At 70.8% G+C, this 21,991-nt stretch carries 18 protein-coding genes; 11 read left to right on the forward strand and 7 right to left on the reverse strand.

Translation table 11 applies throughout. The features are described 5' to 3' along the window. Nucleotides 1-60: 60 nt before the first annotated feature. Nucleotides 61-1,869 (reverse strand): sunset domain-containing protein, encoded by a 1,809-nt coding sequence (locus KZC51_RS16845; RefSeq protein WP_247631156.1) that lies wholly within the window; start codon nt 1,867-1,869, stop codon nt 61-63. A 272-nt stretch (nt 1,870-2,141) separates the two neighbouring features. Further along, the gene (locus tag KZC51_RS16850; RefSeq protein WP_247631157.1) at nt 2,142-2,744 is read right to left on the reverse strand and encodes an NUDIX hydrolase family protein; all 603 of its coding nucleotides are present in this window, start codon (nt 2,742-2,744) and stop codon (nt 2,142-2,144) included. A gap of 72 nt (nt 2,745-2,816) precedes the next feature. On the opposite strand from KZC51_RS16850, the gene KZC51_RS16855 reads away from it, so the two are divergent. Both KZC51_RS16855 and KZC51_RS16860 read left to right on the forward strand, forming a co-directional pair. After that, nucleotides 2,817-3,470 (forward strand): alpha/beta hydrolase, encoded by a 654-nt coding sequence (locus KZC51_RS16855; RefSeq protein WP_247631158.1) that lies wholly within the window; start codon nt 2,817-2,819, stop codon nt 3,468-3,470. A gap of 260 nt (nt 3,471-3,730) precedes the next feature. Beyond that, nucleotides 3,731-5,440 carry an ABC-F family ATP-binding cassette domain-containing protein gene (locus KZC51_RS16860; RefSeq protein WP_247631159.1) on the forward strand — a complete coding sequence of 570 codons (1,710 nt, stop codon included), beginning with the start codon at nt 3,731-3,733 and terminating at the stop codon, nt 5,438-5,440. 25 nt (nt 5,441-5,465) lie between these two features. Here the strand turns inward: KZC51_RS16860 and KZC51_RS16865 are convergent, their stop codons facing one another. After that, the gene (locus tag KZC51_RS16865; RefSeq protein WP_247631160.1) at nt 5,466-6,557 is read right to left on the reverse strand and encodes an ATP-binding protein; all 1,092 of its coding nucleotides are present in this window, start codon (nt 6,555-6,557) and stop codon (nt 5,466-5,468) included. Nucleotides 6,558-6,714: 157 nt separating this feature from the next. On the opposite strand from KZC51_RS16865, the gene KZC51_RS16870 reads away from it, so the two are divergent. From KZC51_RS16870 to KZC51_RS16890, 5 genes are all read left to right on the forward strand, one after another. Beyond that, complete coding sequence (locus KZC51_RS16870) at nt 6,715-7,662, forward strand: DUF1214 domain-containing protein (protein WP_247631161.1); 948 nt, start codon at nt 6,715-6,717, stop codon at nt 7,660-7,662. A 44-nt stretch (nt 7,663-7,706) separates the two neighbouring features. Further along, on the forward strand, nt 7,707-12,347 hold the full coding sequence (locus KZC51_RS16875; protein ID WP_247631162.1) for an ATP-dependent helicase: 4,641 nt from the start codon (nt 7,707-7,709) through the stop codon (nt 12,345-12,347). A gap of 5 nt (nt 12,348-12,352) precedes the next feature. Next, entirely contained in the window at nt 12,353-13,168 is an 816-nt protein-coding gene (locus KZC51_RS16880; RefSeq protein ID WP_247631163.1) for an EI24 domain-containing protein, read from the forward strand. After that, nucleotides 13,168-13,941, forward strand: coding sequence for a DNA-formamidopyrimidine glycosylase family protein (locus KZC51_RS16885; protein ID WP_247631164.1), 774 nt, complete (start codon nt 13,168-13,170; stop codon nt 13,939-13,941). The genes KZC51_RS16880 and KZC51_RS16885 overlap by 1 nt, the downstream gene beginning before the upstream one ends. An 82-nt stretch (nt 13,942-14,023) precedes the next feature. After that, nucleotides 14,024-14,431 carry a DapH/DapD/GlmU-related protein gene (locus KZC51_RS16890; protein ID WP_247631165.1) on the forward strand — a complete coding sequence of 136 codons (408 nt, stop codon included), beginning with the start codon at nt 14,024-14,026 and terminating at the stop codon, nt 14,429-14,431. A 25-nt stretch (nt 14,432-14,456) separates the two neighbouring features. Here the strand turns inward: KZC51_RS16890 and KZC51_RS16895 are convergent, their stop codons facing one another. Together KZC51_RS16895 and KZC51_RS16900 are read right to left on the reverse strand one after the other, a co-directional pair. Further along, complete coding sequence (locus KZC51_RS16895; RefSeq protein ID WP_247631166.1) at nt 14,457-15,116, reverse strand: LuxR C-terminal-related transcriptional regulator; 660 nt, start codon at nt 15,114-15,116, stop codon at nt 14,457-14,459. Continuing rightward, nucleotides 15,109-16,377: an ATP-binding protein gene (locus KZC51_RS16900; RefSeq protein ID WP_247631167.1), complete on the reverse strand. Its 1,269-nt coding sequence runs from the start codon at nt 16,375-16,377 to the stop codon at nt 15,109-15,111. The genes KZC51_RS16895 and KZC51_RS16900 overlap by 8 nt, the downstream gene beginning before the upstream one ends. Nucleotides 16,378-16,492: 115 nt before the next feature. On the opposite strand from KZC51_RS16900, the gene KZC51_RS16905 reads away from it, so the two are divergent. The 4 genes from KZC51_RS16905 (at nt 16,493) to KZC51_RS16920 (ending at nt 20,199) form a co-directional block, all read left to right on the forward strand. Then, nucleotides 16,493-18,052, forward strand: coding sequence for a PspC domain-containing protein (locus KZC51_RS16905; protein WP_247631168.1), 1,560 nt, complete (start codon nt 16,493-16,495; stop codon nt 18,050-18,052). After that, complete coding sequence (locus KZC51_RS16910) at nt 18,049-18,552, forward strand: hypothetical protein (protein ID WP_247631169.1); 504 nt, start codon at nt 18,049-18,051, stop codon at nt 18,550-18,552. The genes KZC51_RS16905 and KZC51_RS16910 overlap by 4 nt, the downstream gene beginning before the upstream one ends. 38 nt (nt 18,553-18,590) lie before the next feature. Continuing rightward, nucleotides 18,591-19,334: a LysR family transcriptional regulator substrate-binding protein gene (locus tag KZC51_RS16915; protein ID WP_247631170.1), complete on the forward strand. Its 744-nt coding sequence runs from the start codon at nt 18,591-18,593 to the stop codon at nt 19,332-19,334. A 148-nt stretch (nt 19,335-19,482) separates the two neighbouring features. Beyond that, a complete protein-coding gene (locus KZC51_RS16920) occupies nt 19,483-20,199 on the forward strand; it encodes a glutamine amidotransferase-related protein (protein ID WP_247631171.1) in 717 nt (238 codons plus the stop codon). A 31-nt stretch (nt 20,200-20,230) separates the two neighbouring features. Here the strand turns inward: KZC51_RS16920 and KZC51_RS16925 are convergent, their stop codons facing one another. Beyond that, nucleotides 20,231-20,695, reverse strand: coding sequence for a glutaminase (locus KZC51_RS16925; RefSeq protein WP_247631172.1), 465 nt, complete (start codon nt 20,693-20,695; stop codon nt 20,231-20,233). Continuing rightward, nucleotides 20,695-21,909 carry a cation:proton antiporter gene (locus tag KZC51_RS16930; RefSeq protein WP_247631173.1) on the reverse strand — a complete coding sequence of 405 codons (1,215 nt, stop codon included), beginning with the start codon at nt 21,907-21,909 and terminating at the stop codon, nt 20,695-20,697. Before KZC51_RS16930 ends, KZC51_RS16925 begins: the two co-directional genes overlap by 1 nt. Nucleotides 21,910-21,991 lie beyond the last annotated feature (82 nt).

A 21,991-nucleotide genomic window follows, 5' to 3' on the forward strand; every position in this document is an offset into this window, starting at 1 on the left:
CGTGCACTCGGCGGATGCACGCGGATGCACGCGGATGCCCGCGGATGCACGCGCCGCGGCTCAGCGCTTCGACTTGCGGTAGCCCGCCTTGACGGCTGCAGCCTCCGACGAGAAGCACACCTCGGGCTTGGTACGCGAGTAGTACTGGCCTGACGGCACGTGATAGATCCCGGAGTTCGCATTCCCCTTGATCGGCGCCCAGGCCGGGCAGTTCCACGCCGACACAGGCTTCGTGCGAGCGGGGTAGCTCACGACCCCGCTCTTCGCGGAGGTCTTGGCTGCCGTCACGTAGCCGCTCTTGGTGCCGGTCACCTTGACCGTGATCCTCTTCTTCACCAGCGCTGCGGTCACGGCCAGCGACGATCCCGTCGCCCGGCTGATCGCCTTGCCGTTCGCATACCACTGGTAGGTGAGCTTCGTGCCGCTGGTCCAGGTACCGGCAGAGACAGACAGCTTCGAGCCGACGATGGTCGATCCCTTGATCTGCGGGGTCGACGTCTTCAGGATGCCCTTCACCGCGGCCGTGGCCTTGGACCGCTTCGACGCGGTCGCGTATCCGGCCTTGGTGCCCTTGACGACCACGGTGACCGTCTTCAGGGTCGCGGAGGAGGGGAGCCTGAACGAAGCGGCGGTGGCCTTCGCAACCGCGACGCCGTTGAGGTACCACTGGTAGGTCAACTTCGTTCCGGCCGTCCAGGCACCCGGCTTCACCTTGAGGGTCTGACCGACCGTCGTGGTCCCCGTGATGGCCGGGACCGGGGCGGCGAGCGGACGCAGCACAGCGGCGGTGGCTACAGATGTCTCGGTCTTGGTGGCGAATGCGGTCTTCTTCCCCGTGACCTTGACCGTGATCCTCTTGCCGGCGACGGCGGCGGGAAGCTTCAGCGACGCGGCGGTCGCCTTCGCGATGGCGGCTCCGTTGGCGTACCACTGGTAGGTGAGCGTCGCCCCCGAGGTCCATGCCCCGGGCGCGGCCGTGAGCGTCTGGCCGACGGTGGTCGTTCCGCTGATCTTGGGGATCGCGGTGTCGAGGATGCCGAGCGTCGCGAGCGTGATGTCGGCGGTCGCGACCTGGACAGCCCCCAGCGCGATCGATCGCGCCTTGGCGAAGCTGGGCGCGTCGTTCCACCATTCGGATGCCGCTCCGGCCGCTGCCGAGACGAAGGCCAGACGGTAGTCACCGGCGGGCAGACCGCCGACGGCGTACGCGCCGGTATCCGTGACGTAGTTCGCTGCGGTGGCGAACTCCGCGGTGCCGGCGGAGGGGTAGACGACAGCTGCGACCTTCTGCCCTGCGGTGCTGACGCTCGCAGGGACCGTCACTTTCCCGGTGATCAGCGCGGACTGTTCGAGCGTCGGGCTGTACTCGAGACCCTCGACGTCCAGCGTCCGAACGTCGTCGGGGCCGAACCCACCACCGGACGGGCCACCGATGTCGAACACCGCGCGCCCTTCGGAGAGCACAGCCAGCACGAGCTGACCGACGGGCGCCCGCAGGACGTAACTCCCGTCCGCAGCGACCGCGGCGGCGGCGAGAGGCGACGAAGTGTCGGAGTTCGGCGCATACGCGACCACGAACGTACGCCCCATTGTCAGATCGGTGGCCGCGGGAAAAGCGACGGTTCCCGTGACGTCGGCGCTCCCCTCTGTCGCATCGATCGGCGATTCCGCGGCGAGAGCGGCAGCCTCGGAGAGCGCGACGGGCAGACGGTCGGCGAAACCGGCGTGCGCGGGGTCGACGACGGTGGTCGTCGGCACGACGGATGCCGAGGCCGGAGCGGCGGCGACGACCAGCATCGACGCCAGGAGCGCCGCGGCGATGGCAGCGGCGGTGGAACGCGCGGACCGGGAAAGAGCGGGGAACACCATGAGGGCATCCTCTCGAGCAGGACGCGGCCGGGCGACCGCATGGAAGGGCGGTCTGAGCAGATCCCCTCCGTCATACATACACGGGAACCGGCACGGGCGCCACATTCCCTGGACATATGCCCGCCGCACGTGCGACGCAGCTACGAATGCACGGCTTGGTGCCGAGTGAACGGCGTGCGCGCGTCAGCAGGTCGTGCGCTCGGCAGCATCCCGTGCGCTCGGCGGGACCAGGCTCGGCGGGACCAGGCTCGGCGCGATCAGGCGCGGCGAGTTCAGCGCAGCAGGCCGAGGTTCGCGAGGGCCTGACGGATGAGCGTGCCGCGGCCGCCCTCCATCTCGGCGGCAACCGCGTCGGAGCCTGCGGCCTCCGGCGAGAACCAGGTGACCTCGAGGGCATCCTGACGCGGCTCGCACGTGCCGGTGACGGGCACGACGAAGGCGAGCGACACCGCGTGCTGACGGTCGTCGTGATAGGCGCTGACGCCGGGGATGGGGAAGTACTCGGCCACCGTGAACGGGAGCGGCTGCGGCGGCAGCAGCGGGAACGCCATGGGCCCGAGGTCGTTCTCGACGTGGCGGAAGAGCGCATCGCGGATGGTCTCGCCGAAGCGCACTCGACCGGAGACGATGGTCCGTGTCATCTCGCCCATCGGCGTGGACCGCAGCAGGATGCCGATCTCGGTCACCTGACCGGAGCCGTCGGTGCGCACCGGGATCGCCTCGACATAGAGCATCGGCAGGTGCCGACGCGCCTCCGCGAGTTCGAACTCGCTCAGCCAGCCGGGGTTGGCGCCTCGGGAGGGCTGCTGCCCGTCGCCGAAACCGCCCAGGCCGTCATCGGGCTCAGGATCGGGATCAGGTGTGCGAACGGCCATGCGTCCTTTCTACCAGCCGTTCCTCTCCGCCGACACAGCGTGCACGTCGGCGGCCCCTGGCAGGATGAAGGAGTGAGCGAGAACCTGACGATCGACGACACCGCGACACGCTGGTCGACGCCCGACCGCGCCGGGATGCCGCTGGTGGTGCTGCTGCACGGCTACGGCGCCGACGAGCACGACCTGTTCGGGCTCGTCCCCCACCTGCCGGAGGGCATCGTCGCCGCATCCGTCGCCGCGCCGCTCTCACCGCCGTGGCCCATGCCCGGCCGCTCCTGGTACCCGATCGAGGGCCTCGACGGCCGCAGCGCAGTTGCCGTCACGGCCGCAGCCGACGCCTTCCTCCGGTGGCTCGACACCGCAGGAGCGGAGGCCTCCTCCGTGGCCCTGCTCGGTTTCTCCCAAGGTGCAGCCGTCGCGCTGCAGGCCCTGCGACTGGCACCGGAGCGGTTCGGCGCCGTGGCAGCCCTCAGCGGCTACGCCACACCGGGCGAGCTGCCCCTCGACGACACCCTGAAGGAGCTCCGTCCGCCGGTGTTCTGGGGACGCGGCTCGCACGACGATGTGATCCCCCCTGCGCTGATCGATCACACCGCGCAGTGGCTGCCCGAGCACTCCGAGCTGTCCGGTCGCGTCTACATCGGCCTCACCCACAGCATCTCCGAGGAGGAGCTCGTCGACGTGCGGCTGTTCCTGGAGAAGTGGATCGACGACATCGCCCCCTGACGTCGACGTCGATCGCCGCAGGGCCGCACGACACGCCCGAGTGTTGCGAAACGCGACACGCCCGGGTATCGTCGGGGAGTCCTGTCCGCCGTGTCTGGAAGTCCTTTGATCTGATCCGTCGCCTCCGCGCCTCTCTTTCCGCGCGCTGACCCGACGATCGCCGACTCACACGGCCCGCACCGCCCTTCGGGGGCGTCGATTCTCGACGACCCCGCCGGTGCTCCGGTGTCAGTGCACCCTCGCACTCGACAGGAGACTCCATGTCCACCCCCACCCTTCATGCCTCGGTCACTCTGGACCGGCTCACCTTCACCTGGCCTGACGGCTCGACCGCGCTGGACCAGGTGTCCGGCTCCTTCGGCGTCGGCCGCACCGGCCTCGTCGGCCGCAACGGCTCCGGCAAATCCACGCTTCTCCGGCTGATGGCCGGCGAGCTGACGCCCACGTCCGGCACCATCAGCAGCGCCGGAGACGTCGCGTATCTCCCGCAGCGACTCACGCTCGACGTCGAACGTCGGGTGTCCGAGCTCCTCGGCGTCGCTCCGGCGCTCGATGCGGTGCGTGCCATCGCCGCGGGCGACGTCGACGCCACGCACTTCGACACCGTCGGCGACGACTGGGACATCGAGGCGCGCGCCGAGGCGTCGCTGGCCGAGGCCGGCCTCGCTCCGGACTTCCTCGATCGGCGGGTCGGCGAGCTCTCGGGGGGCGAAGCGGTGCTGGTGGCGATCGCCGGCATCCGCCTGCGCCGCGCACCCATCACCCTGCTCGACGAGCCGACCAACAACCTCGACCGCGACGCGCGCGCGAAGCTCGCCGCCATGGTCGCGGCGTGGAAGGGCACCCTGATCGTGGTGAGCCACGACGTGTCCCTGCTGGAGCTGATGGACGACACCGCCGAGCTGTACGCGCACACCCTGAGCGTGTTCGGCGGCCCGTATTCGCAGTGGCGCGCCTGGCTGGACGCCGAACAGGATGCCGCGAAGCAGGCCGAACGCGAGGCGGCGCAGTCCGTGCGCAAGGAGAAGCGGCAGCGCATCGAGGCCGAGACCAAGCTCGCGCATCGGGCACGCACGGCGAAGAAGGCCGAGCGGGAGAAGCGCGTGCCGAAGATCGTGGCGCATGGTCGAAAGATGGCCGCGGAGGTGTCGGCCGGCAAGCTGCGCACGGAGGTCGGGGCGAAGGAGGAGGCCGCGCGCGCCGCGCACGACGAGGCGGGACGCCGCATCCGCTCCGATGCGTCGATGAACATCGAGCTGCCGGATCCGGAGGTGTCGCGCGCCCGACGCATCGCGACGATCGGCGACGGCGCGCGGTCGTGGGTGGTCCAGGGGCCGGAGCGGGTGGCGCTGGTCGGGCGCAACGGCGCCGGCAAGACCACGCTGCTGGAGCGTCTGGTGGCGAGTGCCGGTGCAGTGTCCGGCGACGCGGTCGTCCGCAACTCAGGAGAAACGGAGCCTCCGAGCCTCGAGACGCCTGATTCGGGCGACACCGACGCGGATGTCCTGAGCTGCGAACGGCCGCCTCTGCAGGCACAGGCACATACTGCCCTGGTCGGCTACCTGCCACAGCGCGTGGACGGGCTCGAGGAAGGCCGCTCGGTGTTCGAGAACATCGCCGCGGCGGCACCGCACGTGCCGGAGAAGGAGCTGCGCAACCGGCTCGCCCGCTTCCTCATCCGCGGTGCGACGGCCGATCGACCGCTCGCCTCGCTGTCGGGAGGAGAGCGGTTCCGGGTGGCGCTGGCGACACTGCTGCTCGCCGATCCGGCACCGCATCTCGTGGTGCTCGACGAACCGACCAACAACCTCGACCTCGACACGGTCGACCAGCTCGTGGAGGCGCTGCGTGCCTATCGCGGAGCAGTGCTGGTCGTGAGCCACGACGACGCGTTCCTCGCACGGCTCGACCTGGATCTGCGGCTGGAGATCGACGCCGACGGCGCGCTGCAGGAGGTGGACGCGAGCTGATGACGCCCGTGACGGTCCTCCTGTGTCACACGACAGGGCGCAGGGGGACCTTCACATCGGCTCCGGCCTCTTCCGTGATCCGGGCCCCCATCTGCACGAACGTCGGCTCGGAGATGAACCCGCCGGCGAACAGCGCCTGCCCCTGCGCGAAACCGGAGGAGCGACGGATGGCTTCATCCGACGCGAACCCGAACACGTCGGCGATCTCCGCGAGGTCGCGCGGCGCGTTCACCCGCATCAGGGCGAGGTTGTCGCACTGCGAGAGCACGTTCGGGTGGATCTTGGTCGGGCGCTGGGTCGACAGGAGCAGCCAGAGGCCGAACTTCCGGCCCTCCGCGGCGATCTGCACGAGCTGCGCGGTGAGAGCGCGCTCGACAGCGGTCTGCGGGTTCGGCGAGCAGATGTTGTGGGCCTCGTCGATGACGATCAGCACGGGACGGCGCTCCTCACGGCGCGCCCAGAGGTGCTCGAGCACCGCGAGGGCAGCGACCTTCGGTTCGACCGGATGCGCGAACCCGCCCAGATCGAGGACGGTGGCATGAGGACGTTCGTCGATGGTCTCGAGCACGGTCGACGCACCTCGCGACCACAGGTCCCAGTCCAGCACCTGCAGGTTCTCCATGCGGTTCGCCAACCGCGCCTCGCCCGGGTCGCCCGATGCGCGCAGGCGTCCGAGCAGGTGCTCCGCATCGAAGTCCTGAGCGTCCACCCCGGCGTGCAGCAGCACGTTGTACTCATCGGCATCCGCGATGGGATCCAGCTGGAGCACCGCCGCCTTCGACGCCACCGAGAGCTCGGTGTAGCGCACGTGCAGAGGCTCGCCGCCGGAAGGCCCGGAGCGGAACACGCGGATGTCCCGCTCAGAGATCGTCGATGCATCGTCGCCCTGTGCCGATGGACGTGTCTCGCGCAGCCGGGTGTAGTCGCCGTTCGGGTCGAGGATGAGCAGCGGCAGCTCCGTCTTCAGCAGGAGCTGCTCCAGCACCACGCCCAGCGCATAGGTCTTGCCGCTGCCGCTCTGACCGCACCAGAAGGTGTGCCGGTTGAACCGTCGGGCGTCGAGCTGCACAGGGATCTCGGGGTCGCCGAAGGCACTCCCGATCGTGAGATTCGTCATCGTGCGATGTGCCTTTCGTTCGCGCCGCGTCCCGCACGGTGCCTTCGTACCGAGAAGGAGACCTGCGAGTCTTCGTGATCGAGATCTTCCTCGCTCGGGGATGCGCGCGCCAGTGCGGATGCTCCAGGATGGGCGTATCTCCGAAGAAGGGCAGCCCATGGTCGACTCCTCCGTCCACGTCACATTCGAGAACTTCGTCCGCGTCGAGAGCTCCCGCATGTTCGCCGGCATCGCCGCCGCGGCCGGCGGATCGAACATCTGGAACCACTACCGGACCCCGACGCCGATCGACCAGCAGACCGTCATCCGCATGAATCGCGACACGCTCTACAGCGCCACCATCATCGATGTGTCCCAGGGCGCGACCATCACGATCCCGGATGCCGGTGAGCGCTACATCTCGGTCATGTTCGTGAACGAGGACCACTACATCAACCTGGTGCTGCACTCCGGCGGCACGTACGACCTCACCGCCGACGCGCTCGGCAGCGACTTCGTGCTCGCGGCCGCGCGGGTGCTGGTCGACCCGGAGGATCCGGCGGATGTCGCGGCAGTGAACGCGCTGCAGGATCAGCTCGCGCTCTCCTCTGTCGCGGGCGGGCAGTTCACCCCTGCCCCGTATGACGAGGTCTCCTTCGCGGCGACGCGCGGCGCGATCCTCGAGCTCGCGAAGGGACTGGGCGGTTTCGACCGCGCCTTCGGCAGGAAGGAGGACGTCGACCCGATCCGACACCTGCTCGGCGCGGCCGCCGGATGGGGCGGCCTGCCGGAGACCGAGGCGTTCTACATCAACGTCAACCCGGAGCTGCCGGTCGGCGAGTACACGCTGACGATCGGAGACGTCCCGGTCGACGGCTTCTGGTCGATCTCGCTGTACAACGCCGACGGCTACTTCGAGGAGAACCCGTCCGGCGCCTACAGCGTGAACAACATCACAGGCCAGCGCGACGACGACGGCACGATCACGGTGCGCTTCGGCGGCGATCCGTCGGCGCCCAACGCGCTGCCGATCACGGAGGGCTGGAACTACCTGGTGCGGTTGTATCGCCCGCGCCCCGAGGTGCGGGACGGCTCCTGGACCTTCCCTGGCATCCGCCGGAAGTGATCCGCAGCGCGCCGGATGTCGGTGGCAGGCGTGATGATGGAGGGATGAGCGACGTGCTCGACCGCTTCACCCCCGCCACTCAGGACTGGTTCCGGGGGGCGTTTCCCGCGCCCACGCCCGCGCAGGACGGAGCGTGGACGGCGATCTCAGCCGGCAAGCACGCCCTCGTGGTCGCTCCGACCGGATCCGGCAAGACGCTCTCGGCGTTCCTGTGGGCGATCGACAGCGTGTTCCGAGAGCGCACCCGTGCGACGGAGGCCGGGATCCCGGCGCCGGCGAAGGGCGAGCCCCGCACGCGCATCCTCTACATCTCGCCGCTGAAAGCACTGGGGGTCGACGTCGAGCGCAACCTGCGCTCCCCCCTGATCGGCATCGGGCAGTCCGCGCGTCGCCTCGGCATTCCTGCTCCTGCCGTCACGGTGGGGGTGCGCTCGGGCGACACGACGTCGAGCGATCGGCGCAAGCTGGTCTCCGATCCGCCCGACATCCTGATCACGACGCCGGAGTCGCTGTACCTGATGCTCACCAGCCGCGCGGGTGAGACCCTGCGCGGCGTGCACACCGTCATCATCGACGAGGTGCACGCGGTGGCCGCCACCAAGCGCGGCGCCCACCTGGCTGTGAGCCTGGAGCGCCTCGATGCGCTGCGGCGTTCGCACGCCCTTCGAGAGGGTCAGGAGCCCAGCGAGTTCACGGCGGCTCAGCGCATCGGGCTGTCGGCGACGGTGCGCCCCATCGACGAGGTCGCCCGGTTCCTCGGCGGGTCGGCGCCGGTCGAGATCGTGGCGCCGCCGGCATCCAAGACGTTCGAGCTCTCGGTGGTCGTGCCGATGGACGACATGACCAATCCTCCGCCGCCACCCGGCGCCCCACCCGAAGCGCCCGGCGTCGATGCGGAGTACACCGAGGTCACCGGCTCGGTGTGGCCGCATGTCGAGGAGGCGATCGTCGACCGCATCCTGCAGAACAACTCGACCATCGTCTTCTCGAACTCCCGGCGTCTGGCCGAACGACTGACCGGCCGCCTGAACGAGATCTACTCCGAGCGCATCGGGGCCCCGCTCCCCGAGACCACCGTGCCCGCGCAGATGATGGCGCAGGCGGGCGCGACGGCCGGTGCCGACCCCGTGCTGGCGAAGGCCCACCACGGCTCGGTGTCGAAGGAGCAGCGCGCCCTCGTCGAGGAGGAGCTCAAGTCGGGTGCGCTGCGGTGCGTGGTGGCGACCAGCAGCCTCGAGCTCGGCATCGACATGGGAGCGGTCGACCTCGTGATCCAGGTCGAGGCCCCGCCGTCGGCCGCATCGGGGCTGCAGCGCGTCGGGCGCGCCGGTCACCAGGTCGGCGAGATCAGCCGCGCCGCGCTGTTCCCCAAGCATCGCGGCGATGTGCTGCACACCGCGATCGTCACCGAGCGGATGCTGGCGGGCAAGATCGAGGCGATCCAGGTGCCGCGCAATCCGCTCGACATCCTCGCTCAGCAGACGGTGGCCGCCAGTGCTCTCGGGGCGATCAGCGTCGAGGAGTGGTTCGAGACGGTGCGCCGTTCCGCGCCCTTCCAGTCGCTGCCGCGCTCGGCGTACGAGGCGACACTCGACCTGCTGGCCGGTCGCTTCCCCTCCGACGAGTTCGCCGAGCTCCGCCCCCGGCTGGTGTGGGACCGCGACGCCGGAACGCTCACCGGCCGCCCCGGCGCCCAGCGCATCGCCGTGACGAGCGGTGGCACCATCCCCGATCGCGGTCTCTTCGGCGTCTTCGTAGCGGGCGAGACGACCGGCGCCAGGGTGGGCGAGCTCGACGAGGAGATGGTCTACGAGTCGCGTGTGGGCGACGTGTTCACGCTCGGCACCACGAGCTGGCGGATCGCCGAGATCACGCACGACCGCGTCAACGTGATCCCCGCATACGGACAGCCGGGCAAGGTGCCGTTCTGGCACGGCGACGGCATCGGCCGCCCGTTCGAGCTCGGCGAGGCGCTCGGAAAGTTCTCCCGTGAGGTCTCGACGGCCGCCCCGGAGAAGGCCGCTCAACGCCTGATCGAAGCGGGGCTCGACGAGCAGGCCCGCGCGAACCTCCTGGCCCACCTCACCGAGCAGCGCGAGGCCACGGGTACGCTCCCCACCGACCGGACTCTGACGGTCGAGCGCGGGCGGGACGAGGTCGGCGACTGGCGCGTGATCCTGCATTCCCCCTACGGCATGAAGGTGCACGCGCCCTGGGCGCTGGCGATCAACGCCCGGGTGCGCGAGCGCCTCGGCGTCGAGGGATCGGCAGTCGCGAGCGACGACGGCATCATCGTGCGCATTCCGGATGCCGAAGCCGAGCCCCCCGGCGCGGAGCTGTTCGTGTTCGACCCGGATGAGCTCGAGCACCTCGTCACCGAGGAGGTCGGCGGCTCCGCACTGTTCGCCTCTCGCTTCCGCGAGTGCGCCGCCCGCGCGCTGCTCATGCCGCGCACCAACCCGAACCGGCGCTCCCCGCTGTGGCAGCAGCGGCAGCGCTCGGCGCAGCTGCTCGAAGTCGCGCGTCGGCACCCCACCTTCCCGGTGATCCTGGAGACGCTGCGCGAGGTGCTGCAGGACGTCTACGACCTCCCCTCCCTGCGGCGCCTCGCGACCTCGATCGCCGACCGTCGGGTGCGCCTGGTCGAGACCCAGCCCGCCCAGCCCTCCCCCTATGCGCGCGATCTGCTGTTCGGCTACGTCGGCGCCTTCATGTACGAAGGCGACTCTCCGTTGGCCGAGCGGCGGGCGGCGGCGCTCTCGGTCGACCCCGCACTGCTCGGCGAACTGCTGGGCACCGTCGAGCTGCGTGAGCTTCTCGACCCCGAGGTGATCGCGCAGTTCGAGCGCGAGGCCCAGCGTCTCGACCCCGAACGCCGGGCGCGCGGTCTGGAAGGAGTCGCGGACCTCCTGCGCATGCTCGGGCCGCTCGACGCGGTCGAGGTCGCCGCCCGACTCGCCCCCGAGAACGAGACCGATGCCGATGCCGTCCGCATCGACGACGCCGCCGCGCACCTGGACGCCCTGATCAGCGCCCGCCGGGCGATCCCGGTCACGATCGCGGGCACGACCCGCATCGCGGCGATCGAGGATGCCGGGCGGCTGCGTGATGCGCTCGGCGCCGCGCTCCCCACCGGCATCCCCGTCGCGTTCCTCGAACCGCTCTCCGACCCGCTGGGCGACCTGGTCGCCCGGCACGCCCGCACCCACGGCCCCTTCACCACGGATGCCGTCGCCACCCGTTTCGGCATCGGGGCAGCGGTGGCCCGGCACACCCTGCAACGACTCGAGGCCGCCGGGCGCCTGACGAGCGGGTACTTCCTTCCCGACCCTTCGTCGGGCTCAGGGAACGACATCGAGTGGTGCGACACCGAGGTGCTGCGGCGGCTGCGCATGCGGTCGCTCGCCGCGATCCGAGGCAGCGTGGAGCCGGTCTCGCCTGAGGCCTATGCACGCTTCCTGCCCGATTGGCAGCATCTGAGCCGTCCGCTCGAAGGGCTCGACGGCGTGATCAGCGTGATCGAGCAGTTCGCCGGCGTGCCGATCCCGGCCAGCGCGTGGGAGTCGCTCGTGCTCCCCTCGCGGGTGCGCGACTACTCCCCCGCGATGCTCGACGAGCTCACGGCAGCGGGCGAGGTCATCTGGTCAGGGCACGGCACACTGCCCGGACGTGACGGCTGGGTGTCGCTGCACCCTGCGGACCTCGCCCCCTTCACGCTCCCCGAGCCCGACGCCGAGATCGCCGCCGACTCGCTCGAGGCGCGGCTGCTCACGGCGCTGCAGGCGGGAGGCGCGTACTTCGCCGCCCCGCTGAAGGAGATGGCGGCGGCCGAGAACGAGCAGTCCGTGCTGGAGGCGCTGTGGTCGCTGACCTGGTCGGGGCATGTCACGAACGACACCTTCGCGCCGATCCGCTCGCTGCTCGCCGGGGGCTCCCAGGCGCATCGTGTGACCCGCAAGGCGCCTCGTGCCCGCACGTACCGCGGCATGTCGCTGACGCGCACGGCCCCGCGGCCCCCCTCGATCGGCGGCCGCTGGTCGTTGCTGCCCACCGTCGAGACCGACGCGGCGCGGCGCGCCACGGTCACGGCAGGGCTGCTGCTCGATCGCTATGGCGTCGTCACCCGCGGCGCCGTGCAGGCGGAGGGCGTGCCGGGAGGTTTCGCGCAGGCCTACCGGGTGCTCGCGGGCTTCGAGGAAGCCGGCCACTGCCGCCGCGGCTACGTGATCGAGAAGCTGGGCGCTGCGCAGTTCGCGGCGTCGGCCACGGTCGACCGTCTGCGCACATTCGCCGGGCTCGCCGACCCCGCTCCCCGCACGGCGGTGACCCTGGCGGCCACCGACCCCGCGAATCCCTATGGCGCCGCGCTCGGCTGGCCCAAGCTCGACGAGGTGTCGCATCGTCCCGGCCGCAAGGCTGGTGGGCTCGTCGTGCTGGTCGACGGATCGCTCGTGCTCTACCTCGAGCGGGGCGGACGCACCGTGCTGTCGTTCAGCGACGACGGCGAGGTGCTGCGCGCCGCCGCCACCGACCTCGCCGCGACGGCCCGCAGTCGGCGCCTCGACACGCTCACGGTCGAGAAGGTCAACGGGGAGGGCGTGTACGGCACCGAACTCGCCCTGGCCCTGCAGGATGCCGGTTTCGTGGTCACCCCCCGCGGCTACACGCTACGCAAGGCGGTCTGAGAGCCATGATCCGAGAGTTCACCACCGGCGTGCGTCTCCTGTTGCGCGGCTTCGGACTATGGCGCACGCGGCCGGGCCTGATGGCGCTCGGTCTGATCCCCGCGGTCATCGCGATCATCGTGCTCGCCGCCGTGCTGGTGCCCCTCGTGCTGGGCACCGGGTCGATCTCGACCTGGATCACACCCTTCGCCGACGGCTGGATCGAGCCGTGGCGCGGACTGCTGCGCGGCGCGGTCAGCCTCGTCATCATCGCGGCCGGTCTCGCCCTCGCGGGCGCCGTCTTCACCGCCCTCACCCTCACGATCGGCGACCCGTTCTATCAGCGCATCTGGCACGCCGTGGAGCGCGACCTCGGCGATGCGCCTCCGGCCGACGGCGGCAGTTTCTGGACCACGGTCGGCGAGGGCCTTCGCCTCGTGCTGCTCGGTCTGCTGATCGCGATCCTCGTGCTCGTGCTCGGGCTGCTCCCCCTGATCGGCGGCTTCCTCGGCCCCGTCGCCGGTATCGTGCTCTCCGGGCGGATGCTGGCCCGCGAGCTGACCGGTCGCGCGTTCGACGCCCGCGACCTCAGCCCCGCTGACCGTGCGGCGCTGTTCGGCGGCAGCAGGGCGCGGGTGCTCGGCTTCGGTGTCGCGACGCAGTTGTGCTTCCTCATTCCCGGCGGCGCGGTCGCGGTCATGCCCGCGGCCGTGGCCGGTGCCACGATGCTCGCCCGCACCATGACCGAGCGCACGCCCACGCCGGCGCCGGGCTCGTCGCCCTTCGTCGAGCTCAGGATCCCGGGCTCAGGGCCCCACGAACCGCCGACGGGACTCCGCTGATGCCCGAGGGCGACACCGTCTTCCGCACGGCGCGACGACTCGATGAGGCACTGGCTGGCTCCATCGCCACCCGCTTCGACCTGCGCGTGCCGCAGGCCGCCACGGTCGATCTGACCGGTCAGCCGATCCACGGCGTGGCGGCGCGCGGCAAGCACCTGCTGCTGCGGATCGGCGACAGCACCCTGCATTCGCACCTGCGCATGGACGGCGCCTGGTTCGTCTACCGGCCGGGCGAGAAGTGGCGGCATCCGGCCTTCAAGGTGCGCGCGATCGTCGGCACCGCCGAGCGTGAGGCGGTCGGTGTCGACATCGCCGAGATCGAGGTCGTTCCCACGCGCGACGAGAGTCAGCTGGTCGGCCATCTGGGCCCCGATCCGCTCGCTGCGGACTGGGACGCGGCCGAGGCCGTGCGTCGTCTCAGCGCCGACACCCGCAGCATCCACGTCGCCCTGCTCGACCAGCGCAACGTCGCGGGCTTCGGCAACGAGTACGCCGCAGAACTCCTGTTCCTCCGCGGAATCTTGCCGACCACCCCGACACCGGAGGTCGACACCACCGCGCTGATCGACCTGGGCGTGCGCACCATCCGCGCCAACCGCGACCGCTCAGGACGCACGTTCACCGGCATCGATCGCCCCGGCCAGGCCACGTGGGTCTATGGCCGCGCGGGAAAGCCGTGCCGCCGCTGCGGAACCCGCATCCGACGGGGTGAACAGGGCGCTGATCCGACCCGGGAACGGATCACTTTCTGGTGCCCCTCGTGCCAGCGGTGACCAGCATCCCGGCGAGGGAATGAATCCGCCAGTCCCATGGTTATGCATATATCCGGGGAATCTCCGGAGCACGGGAGGAATCGTGGGCAAGAACTACATCGACATCGAGAACGACCAGGGCGCCACGCTGCGGTATCGCAAGCACGCGAACGGTCGCGGTCTGGTCGCGCACGGCGCGAAGGTGCACCCGCAGGCGCACATCGAAGCCGGCGCCTACATCGAACCGGGTGCGCGCATCGGCGCCGGGGCGACGATCGCACGGGGTGCGTGGATCGAACCGGATGCCGTGATCGGCGAAGGGGCGCACATCGAGGCGCACGCCCACATCGGCCAGGGCGCGGCGATCGGCGACAACGCGTATGTCGGCGTCCGCACCGACGTCGGCGCCGGTGCCCGCATCGTCCGAGGAGCCCGCATCGGCGACGACGAGACAGTCGCGGCCGGTCTCACGGTGGCCACGAACCCCAAGGGTCTCTGGCTCGCCGCCTGAACCACCCTGCCCCGGAGCGCGGCCGCTACAGCAGCCGCCGCTCCGAGGCCCACGCCGTCAGTTCATGCCGTGAGGAGAGCTGCAGTTTGCGCAGCACTGCGGACACGTGCGTCTCGACCGTCTTGATCGAGATGAACAGTTCCGCGGCGACCTCCTTGTAGGCGTAACCGCGGGCGATGAGGCGCATGACCTCCTGCTCTCGCGCGGAGAGCCGGTCGAGCTCGTCGTTCGCGGTCGCGGTCTCCCCCGACACCGCGCCGAATGCGTCGAGGACGAAGCCCGCCAGCCGCGGCGAGAACACCGCATCGCCGCCGGCCACCGCATGCACAGCGCTGCTGACCTCGACGCCCGACGACCCCTTGGTGATGTAGCCGCGCGCACCGGCACGGATGACCCGCACCACGTCGGACGCCGCGTCCGAGACGCTGAGTGCGAGGAACTTCGACGTCGTGGGCGCGCTGCCGCGGATCACGGCTTCCCCACCACTGGCGTCATCACCGCTGCCACCGGGAAGGTGCACGTCGAGCAGCACGATGTCGGGAACCGTCTCACGGATCACAGCGATCGCGGAGGGCACGTCGGCTGCTTCCCCCACCACGTCGACGCTGTCGTCGAGGTCGGCGCGGAGGCCGGAGCGGAAGATCGAGTGATCGTCGACGATCACCACGCGCACGCGGTCAGCCACGGTTCTCCCCCGTCGTCGTGAAGGTCAGGTGCACCTCGGTGCCGCTGTCGGTGCTGCGCACGGTGGCACTGCCTCCGGCGCGGCGCATGCGTCCGATGATCGACTGTCGGACACCGAGCCGATCACTCGGAACCGTGTCGAGGTCGAACCCGGCGCCGCGGTCGCGGATGAAGACGTCGACGCCCGAGGCGCTGCCCTCGATGTAGACCGAGATCTCTCCACCCGCGTGCCGTGCGGCATTCACCATCGCCTCCCGCGCCGCCGCGGCCAGCTCCCCGCTCGCGCGCTCCGCCGACAATCCGGCGGAGACCACGTCGATCCGCACCGGATAGTCGAGCTCGAGCGCGCCCGCGTAGTCGCGCAGGTCGGTGGGCAGGTCGCTGTCGGCGGGTGCATCTCCGTCGTACAGCCAGGCACGCAGCTCGCGCTCCTGCGCCCTGGCCAAGCGAGCCGCCTCGCTCGAGGCTCCCGCCCGGTTCTGGATCAGTGCGAGTGTCTGCAGCACCGAGTCGTGCAGGTGCGCGGCCATCTCGCTGCGCTGCTCTTCGCGGATACGGCGGGTGCGCTCCCCGGCGAGATCCCGCCAGCGATGGATGAGCGTCGATGAGGCGACAGCCAGGATGCCGGCCAGCGGCAGCAGCGCGATCAGGAACTGGATGCCGCCAGTGGCGCGAGACAGCAGCACGAAGAAGAGCACCACGAGCAACGCGACCGCGAGGATACGGACCACGGTGGTGTGCCGGGGGCCGCGAGCGGTGTCGGTGCGATCGATCAGCGTCGCCCACAGCCCTGCAGCCGTCGCGAGGACCACGGATGCCGTCGCCGTCAGCACAGCCGGCGCCTGCGAGAGCACACTGCCGGTGGGACTCCCGCCCACCGACCACGACGCGAGGATCAGCACCCCGAGTGCGGCCGGTGCCAGCAGGATCCAGGCCACCGGCACCCGTCGGGACGGAGCGGACCCGCCTGCCGACGCAGCCGCCGCAGGCTCACCCTCGGTGCCGTCAGCGACCGTGTCTGGCGCGGCATCCGTCCACGGCGTGAACACCCAGCACCAGGCATACAGGAGCACTCCCGCGCCGCCGCACAGGGTGAGCGCAATGAAGAGCGCGCGGATCATCCACACCGGTGCGCCGAGGTGACGCGCAAGGCCCGCGCTGACGCCCGAGACCAGGCATTCGCGGTCCCTGGTGAGCGCCGGGCGCGGAGGCGCGGCGACACGGGGAGGGCGCGCGGAGGCGGGCGGCGCGGAAGAGGACATGTCGCCCATCCAATCACCCGCCGGCGCCCTGGGGGGATTCCCTCGGACAAGATCAGGGGTCGCTCAGGGGTTCACCCCATGGTCGGCGCGCGCCGGTGGCGGACAGTATCGAAGCATGACGATTCCGACAGCGCCTCCGCCTGCCGCCGACGCGACCGATCCCGCCGCCGGCACCCGCACTCCGCACGCCGCCTCTCCCTCTGCCGAGCGCTTCTTCCTCTGGTTCGCCGGTCTCGGCATCGCACGCTCCGACGGCTGGCTCGGCGGCATCGCCGCGGGCATCGCGGCCCGACTGCGCATCGATCCGCTGATCGTCCGCGGTGTGCTGGTGATCGCCGCGCTGTTCGGGCTGCCGGTGATCTTCCTCTACGCCCTCGCCTGGGCACTGCTGCCGGATGCCGACGGGCGGATCCACGCCCGCGACCTGCTCAACCGGGACTTCCAGCCCGTGCAGCTCGGCATCCTCGGCATGGCCGTCGTCGGCCTCATCCCGACGGCACCCTTGAGCGGCCGCCTGTTCGGCCTCGGCTACGAGAGCTGGTCGGCCCTGTCCGTCTTCGGCTGGATCGCCGGACTGGTCGTGGTCGGCGGCCTGCTCTTCCTGATCGTGCGTGCTGCGAGCCGCACCCCGGATGTCTCCGCGTCGAGTGGGCAGGCTTCGCCCGACTCCGCGGCTCCGGGAGCATCCGCGACCCTCGGCGATTCGGGTACCGCCGAGGGCGCGGGTGCGACACCGCCGCTCCCCGCGGTTCCTGCGCCTGACGCCGCCGGAGAACACGCGTTCTCCGCCGCCGAGCGACCGATCGCCCCCACTCCGCTCCCCGCGAGCACCCAGAACCCCGAAGAGCTCGCCGCCTGGCGCGCGCAGCATGCCGCCTGGCGGGAGCAGGATCAGGCCTGGCGCCGACAGCAGCAGGACGCCGAACGTGCCGCGCGCGACCAACTGCGCCGAGAGCGCCAGGCCGCCGCAGCGACCTTCGCGACCGAGGCAGCGGAGCGTCGCCGCCTCCGCCGGGCGTCGAACCCGCGCGCGAGCTTCGCGTTCGTCGCGTCCGCGATGGGGCTGGCACTGGTGGTCGGCGCGGCCGTGGGACTCACGGGCGGCCCGACGGCCGGCGCTCTGGGCTTGCTGTCCGCCGCACTGGTGCTCGCGGTGGGCATGATCGTCGCCGGTCTGTTCCGCCGTCGCAGCGGCTTCCTCGCCTTCCTCACGATTCTCACGCTGGCCGGAGGCGTGACCGCGAGCTCGTTCGCGACCTTCGACGACCTGACCCTCGGCTGGGCCTCGGTGTCGAACGTCGAGTCCTCGCACGTGCGCCAGCCGTTCGGCGACCTCAACGTCACACTCCTGCCTCACGACGACGCACCGCGCCCGATCGTGATCGATAAGGGGACCGGACAGACCTGGATCGATGTGCAGCCCGGAGTGGAGCTCGAGCTCAGCGCGACCCTGGGCACCGGAAGCGTGACCTGGATGCGCACGGACCCCGACACGGGTGCCGTGCTCGACTCCGGCATCTGGCCGCTGGTGGGGCAGCAGGACGGAACCCAGACGGCCGTCGCAACAGCGGCCGCCGAGAACACTCCGGTGCGGACACGACAACCGGTCACGATCACCCAGACCTCCGGCGATGTCCGGGTCATCATCTACGACAGCACGGAGGAAGAGCGATGAGCGCCGACACCACCCCGACCAGCCCCCTGGATGACGCGGTGGGCGAGACGGATGCGACGGCCGTGACACCCGGACCGATCGCGGATGCTGCCGCTCTGCCGTCCCCCACGCAGGCCGACGTGAACGGCGAGGTGCAGACGGAGTACGCTCCCCCTCCCGCCGACGACGGAACGGCGCACTCCGCCCCCGTTGCGGCCACGGCTGCGGTGTCATCCACCGCAGACTCCGCCTCTGCATCCGCGGCTTCCGCCGAACCGACGCCGCCGCGCACCCGCGGCGCGGCGATCGTCTGGGGGCTGCTGTTCGCCGCGATCGCCGCGTTCGGGATCTGGACCCTCACCGACGACGACCGGCGCGCGAGCACAGCCGACTGGATCACGACCTTGACTCCGAACACGGTCTACTCGCTCGTGCTGCTGACGATCGGCGTGCTGATCCTGGTGAGCGGCGCGGTCGGACTGATCCGCCACGCCCAGCGCCGCGCTGCTCCCCAGAGATGACACGGGTGCGCCGCCCGGCGCCCGATACTCTGGATCACATGGCGACTCAGGGACGGCGACCGGCGCGGCGCACCGGCGGAGCGACGCCCGCGCGTCGCGGCAGGGCGGGGGCCGCGAAGAAGCCCGCCGCGAAGTCCCGCACGAAAGCACAGGCCAAGGTCGTCTTCGACGCCCCACGCAGCGCACCGGAGGAGCCGCATCTCTTCCGCCTCGGAGCGGTTCCCGGTGCCACTCCCGGCCGCTGGATCGACGCGTGGAAGCAGCGGATGCCTCACGTGCGACTCGAGCTCGTGCCGATCTCCGCCGCCGAGCAGCGCGCCGCACTCGCCGATCTGGATGCGGCCCTGGTGCGGCTGCCGCTCGTCGATCCGACGCTGCACATCATCCCGCTCTACGACGAGGTTCCGGTCGTGGTCGCCGGCGCGGACTCGCACCTCCTGGCGGTCGACGAGCTCTCCACGGCCGATCTCACCGGCGAAGTCGTGATCGTCCCGCGCGACGACGTGCTCGGTCCGCTCGAGCTCCCCGGCACGGTGAGCCCGAACTTCCCCGCACTCGAGACCACTGCCGACGCCATCGCTACCGCCGCCTCTGGAGCCGGCATCGTGATCGTGCCGATGTCGCTGGCACGTCTGCACCACCGCAAGGACGCCGACTACCGTCCCCTGGCCGACGGCCCGTCGTCGACCGTGGCCCTGGTCTGGCCGCGGGACCGTACGACAGACGATGTCGAGACGTTCGTGGGCATCGTGCGCGGGCGCACCGCGAACTCCTCGCGCTGACCGGGCATCCGCAACTCAGGAGATCCGTACCGGTTCGATGACCGCACGCCCGGAAAAGTGCCCCGAGCGCTCGGTTCTTCGTGAGTCATGGACACGGTGCGAGCGCGACGGCGTTCTCGCCTCCCCCGTTGATCGTTAGAATCGCCGGATGGCTTCGCTTCTCTACGTCTGCGTGCGTCCTGAGCGCGGGGCGGCGGATGCTGAACATGCGTCGTTCCGTCGTGCGCTCGGCGCCGAGGCGGTCGATCGGCTCGATCTGCTCGACGAGCCGCTCGACCCCGCACGTCTCGCGCGCTACCGCGGTGTGGTCGTCGGCGGCTCCCCGTTCAACGTCAGCGACCCCGTGAAGGACGAGGTGCAGCTGCGCGTCGAGTCCGACCTGCGCCGCATCGCGCGTCGGGCGATCGACGGTGACATCGCCGTGTTCTTCACGTGCTTCAGCATCGGCGTCGTGACCCGCATGCTCGGCGGCGAGGTGACCACCGCGACCCCGGAGGCCGCGAGTGCCACGGTCATCCGCACCACGGCCGACGGCGCGGTCGACCCGGTCTTCGGTCCCAGCTCCCCTGCCCTGACGGTGTTCACCGCCCACAAGGAGAGCGCGGTCGCACTGCCCGCCGGCGCCACCCTGCTCGCGACCAACGACTCCTGCCCCGTGCAGGCGTACCGCGTGGGCACGCACCTGTACACGGCGCAGTTCCACCCCGAGCCCACGCCCCGCGACTTCGCCGATCGGATGACGTTCTACCGCACGACCGGCTACTTCGACCCCGAGGAGTTCGACCGCGTGCAGCACCAGGTGCTGACGGCGTCCGTGACCGAGGGCGCGGCGCTCCTGCGCCGGTTCGCCGACACCTTCGCCTGAGGCCGACTCGGCTCCGACCGCACGCCCGACTTCAGCCCGCCGAACCCCGCAACAGCTCGACCCGTTCACGCAGGTATGCCCCCAGCGGCATGTGCCCTCCGGCCGCACTCCAGCGCACTTGCGGCACCCCATCGATCAGGGCGAGCGGCCCGGAGGATCCGCCGGCGTCCACGGCATCGACGTCGATGATGCTCCAGCCGACGTGCACGACCTCGCCCTCGGCGAAGCCGCCCCGCAACGCTTCCTCTCGGCGCACCGCGCGCTCACGCGCCGACTCCGCGGTGTAGCCCCGCCGGCCCGGGTCCGCCGCGCGCAGCACCTCGGCGGTCGCCAAGGCGTGCGTCTCCGTGAGCAGCAGCACGCCGAGGTGCCACGCGGCCCCGACCCGCACGATGCGCCGGCCGCGCCACCGGGATTCGCGTTCTTCGCCGAGCCCCTCCTGCGGGGCGCCGACGAGGTCGTGGGCGGCCTGCGTCAGCAGAGCGGATGCCGTCATCACAGTTCTCCTTGCGGAAGTTCGTCGGCGGGACGTCGGCCGGCGATCCGGTCACGGTCTCCGTGCAGCAGCATCCCCAGCACCGGGAAGAACAGCACCGACAGCATGCCGGCGCCGACGAGAGCGGCTGCAGTACCCGGCTCGATCATCTTCTCATCCACGCCGATCGCGGTCACGGCGACGATGATCGGCAGGCCCGTCGCGGTGAGGAGCCCGAGAGCCGCACGGTCGCGCACCGTCGCGCGGTCCGGTGCGGAGAACTGCGCGGCGGAACCGCGGATCACCAGCAGCGCGATCAGGAACAGCGGCACCAGCGCCATCGCGGCCGGCGAGCTCAGCAGCGCCTGCAGATCGAAGTTCACGCCGGTGTACAGGAAGAAGATCGGCACGAGGAACCCGAACGCGATCCCCTCGAGCTTGCTCTCCACCGCCTCCGCATCCTTCTTCGGCGCGCGTGCCATGATGATGCGCCACACGGCTCCGGCGACGAAGGCACCGAGCAGCATGTCGAGATCGAGCATCACGCTGAGTCCCACGAGCGCCGCGATCAGCAGCAGCACGAACCGCACACCGAACTGATCGGAGGTGTGCAGCGTGGCGCGCACGATCGCGTGCAGCCGGCCGTGCGGCACGCGGTGGGCCGCCACCACCGCCACCACCGCGAGCAGCACGAACGCGAGGAGCACGGCCGCGGCGACCGGAGTCGTGCGGGTGCTGAGGAAGATCGAGATCGCGATCAGCGGCAGGAACTCACCGACCGCTCCGATGGCGGTGAGCGCCTTGCCGAAAGGGGTGTCGAGCTCGCGCGCATCCCGCAGGATCGGCATCAGCGTGCCGAGAGCGGTGGAGCTGAGCGCGATGCCGATCACCACCATGCCCTCGCCCGGAGCGAAGAAGAACCCGACGCCGATGCCGAGGGCGACGCTCATCACCCAGCCGAGCGACGCGCGCATGACGGGTCGTCCGGCCACGGCGCGGAAGTCGATCTCGGAACCGGCGACGAAGAACAGCATCGCCAGGCCGAAGTCGCTGAGCTTCTCGAGCAGGGCGTGCGGCTCGACCCAGCCGAGCACGGCGGGCCCGACGAGGATGCCGAGCACGAGCTCGAACACGATGATCGGGACCCGCACGATCGGCCGGACGCCGCGCGCCAGCAGCGGCGCGGCGACAGCGAGCAGAGGGATCAGCACCAGTCCTACGTCGCCCGCGTTCACGGACTCAGGGTATCGAGTCGTCCACGATTCGTCCGGTGGCGCGCATCCACGGCAGAATCGAAGCACATCCCCGAGGAGCGTT

This window comes from Microbacterium croceum, from assembly GCF_023091245.1.
Classification (GTDB): domain Bacteria; phylum Actinomycetota; class Actinomycetes; order Actinomycetales; family Microbacteriaceae; genus Microbacterium; species Microbacterium croceum.

Bases quoted from the DNA above. Each gene is read 5' to 3' on its own strand.
- KZC51_RS16845 (WP_247631156.1), bottom strand. From the start codon at position 1,869: ATGGTGTTCCCCGCTCTTTCCCGGTCCGCGCGTTCCACCGCCGCTGCC.
- KZC51_RS16850 (WP_247631157.1), bottom strand. From the start codon at position 2,744: ATGGCCGTTCGCACACCTGATCCCGATCCTGAGCCCGATGACGGCCTG.
- KZC51_RS16860 (WP_247631159.1), top strand. From the start codon at position 3,731: ATGTCCACCCCCACCCTTCATGCCTCGGTCACTCTGGACCGGCTCACC.
- KZC51_RS16865 (WP_247631160.1), bottom strand. From the start codon at position 6,557: ATGACGAATCTCACGATCGGGAGTGCCTTCGGCGACCCCGAGATCCCT.
- KZC51_RS16870 (WP_247631161.1), top strand. From the start codon at position 6,715: ATGGTCGACTCCTCCGTCCACGTCACATTCGAGAACTTCGTCCGCGTC.
- KZC51_RS16875 (WP_247631162.1), top strand. From the start codon at position 7,707: ATGAGCGACGTGCTCGACCGCTTCACCCCCGCCACTCAGGACTGGTTC.
- KZC51_RS16880 (WP_247631163.1), top strand. From the start codon at position 12,353: ATGATCCGAGAGTTCACCACCGGCGTGCGTCTCCTGTTGCGCGGCTTC.
- KZC51_RS16885 (WP_247631164.1), top strand. From the start codon at position 13,168: ATGCCCGAGGGCGACACCGTCTTCCGCACGGCGCGACGACTCGATGAG.
- KZC51_RS16900 (WP_247631167.1), bottom strand. From the start codon at position 16,377: ATGTCCTCTTCCGCGCCGCCCGCCTCCGCGCGCCCTCCCCGTGTCGCC.
- KZC51_RS16905 (WP_247631168.1), top strand. From the start codon at position 16,493: ATGACGATTCCGACAGCGCCTCCGCCTGCCGCCGACGCGACCGATCCC.
- KZC51_RS16910 (WP_247631169.1), top strand. From the start codon at position 18,049: ATGAGCGCCGACACCACCCCGACCAGCCCCCTGGATGACGCGGTGGGC.
- KZC51_RS16915 (WP_247631170.1), top strand. From the start codon at position 18,591: ATGGCGACTCAGGGACGGCGACCGGCGCGGCGCACCGGCGGAGCGACG.
- KZC51_RS16920 (WP_247631171.1), top strand. From the start codon at position 19,483: ATGGCTTCGCTTCTCTACGTCTGCGTGCGTCCTGAGCGCGGGGCGGCG.
- KZC51_RS16925 (WP_247631172.1), bottom strand. From the start codon at position 20,695: ATGACGGCATCCGCTCTGCTGACGCAGGCCGCCCACGACCTCGTCGGC.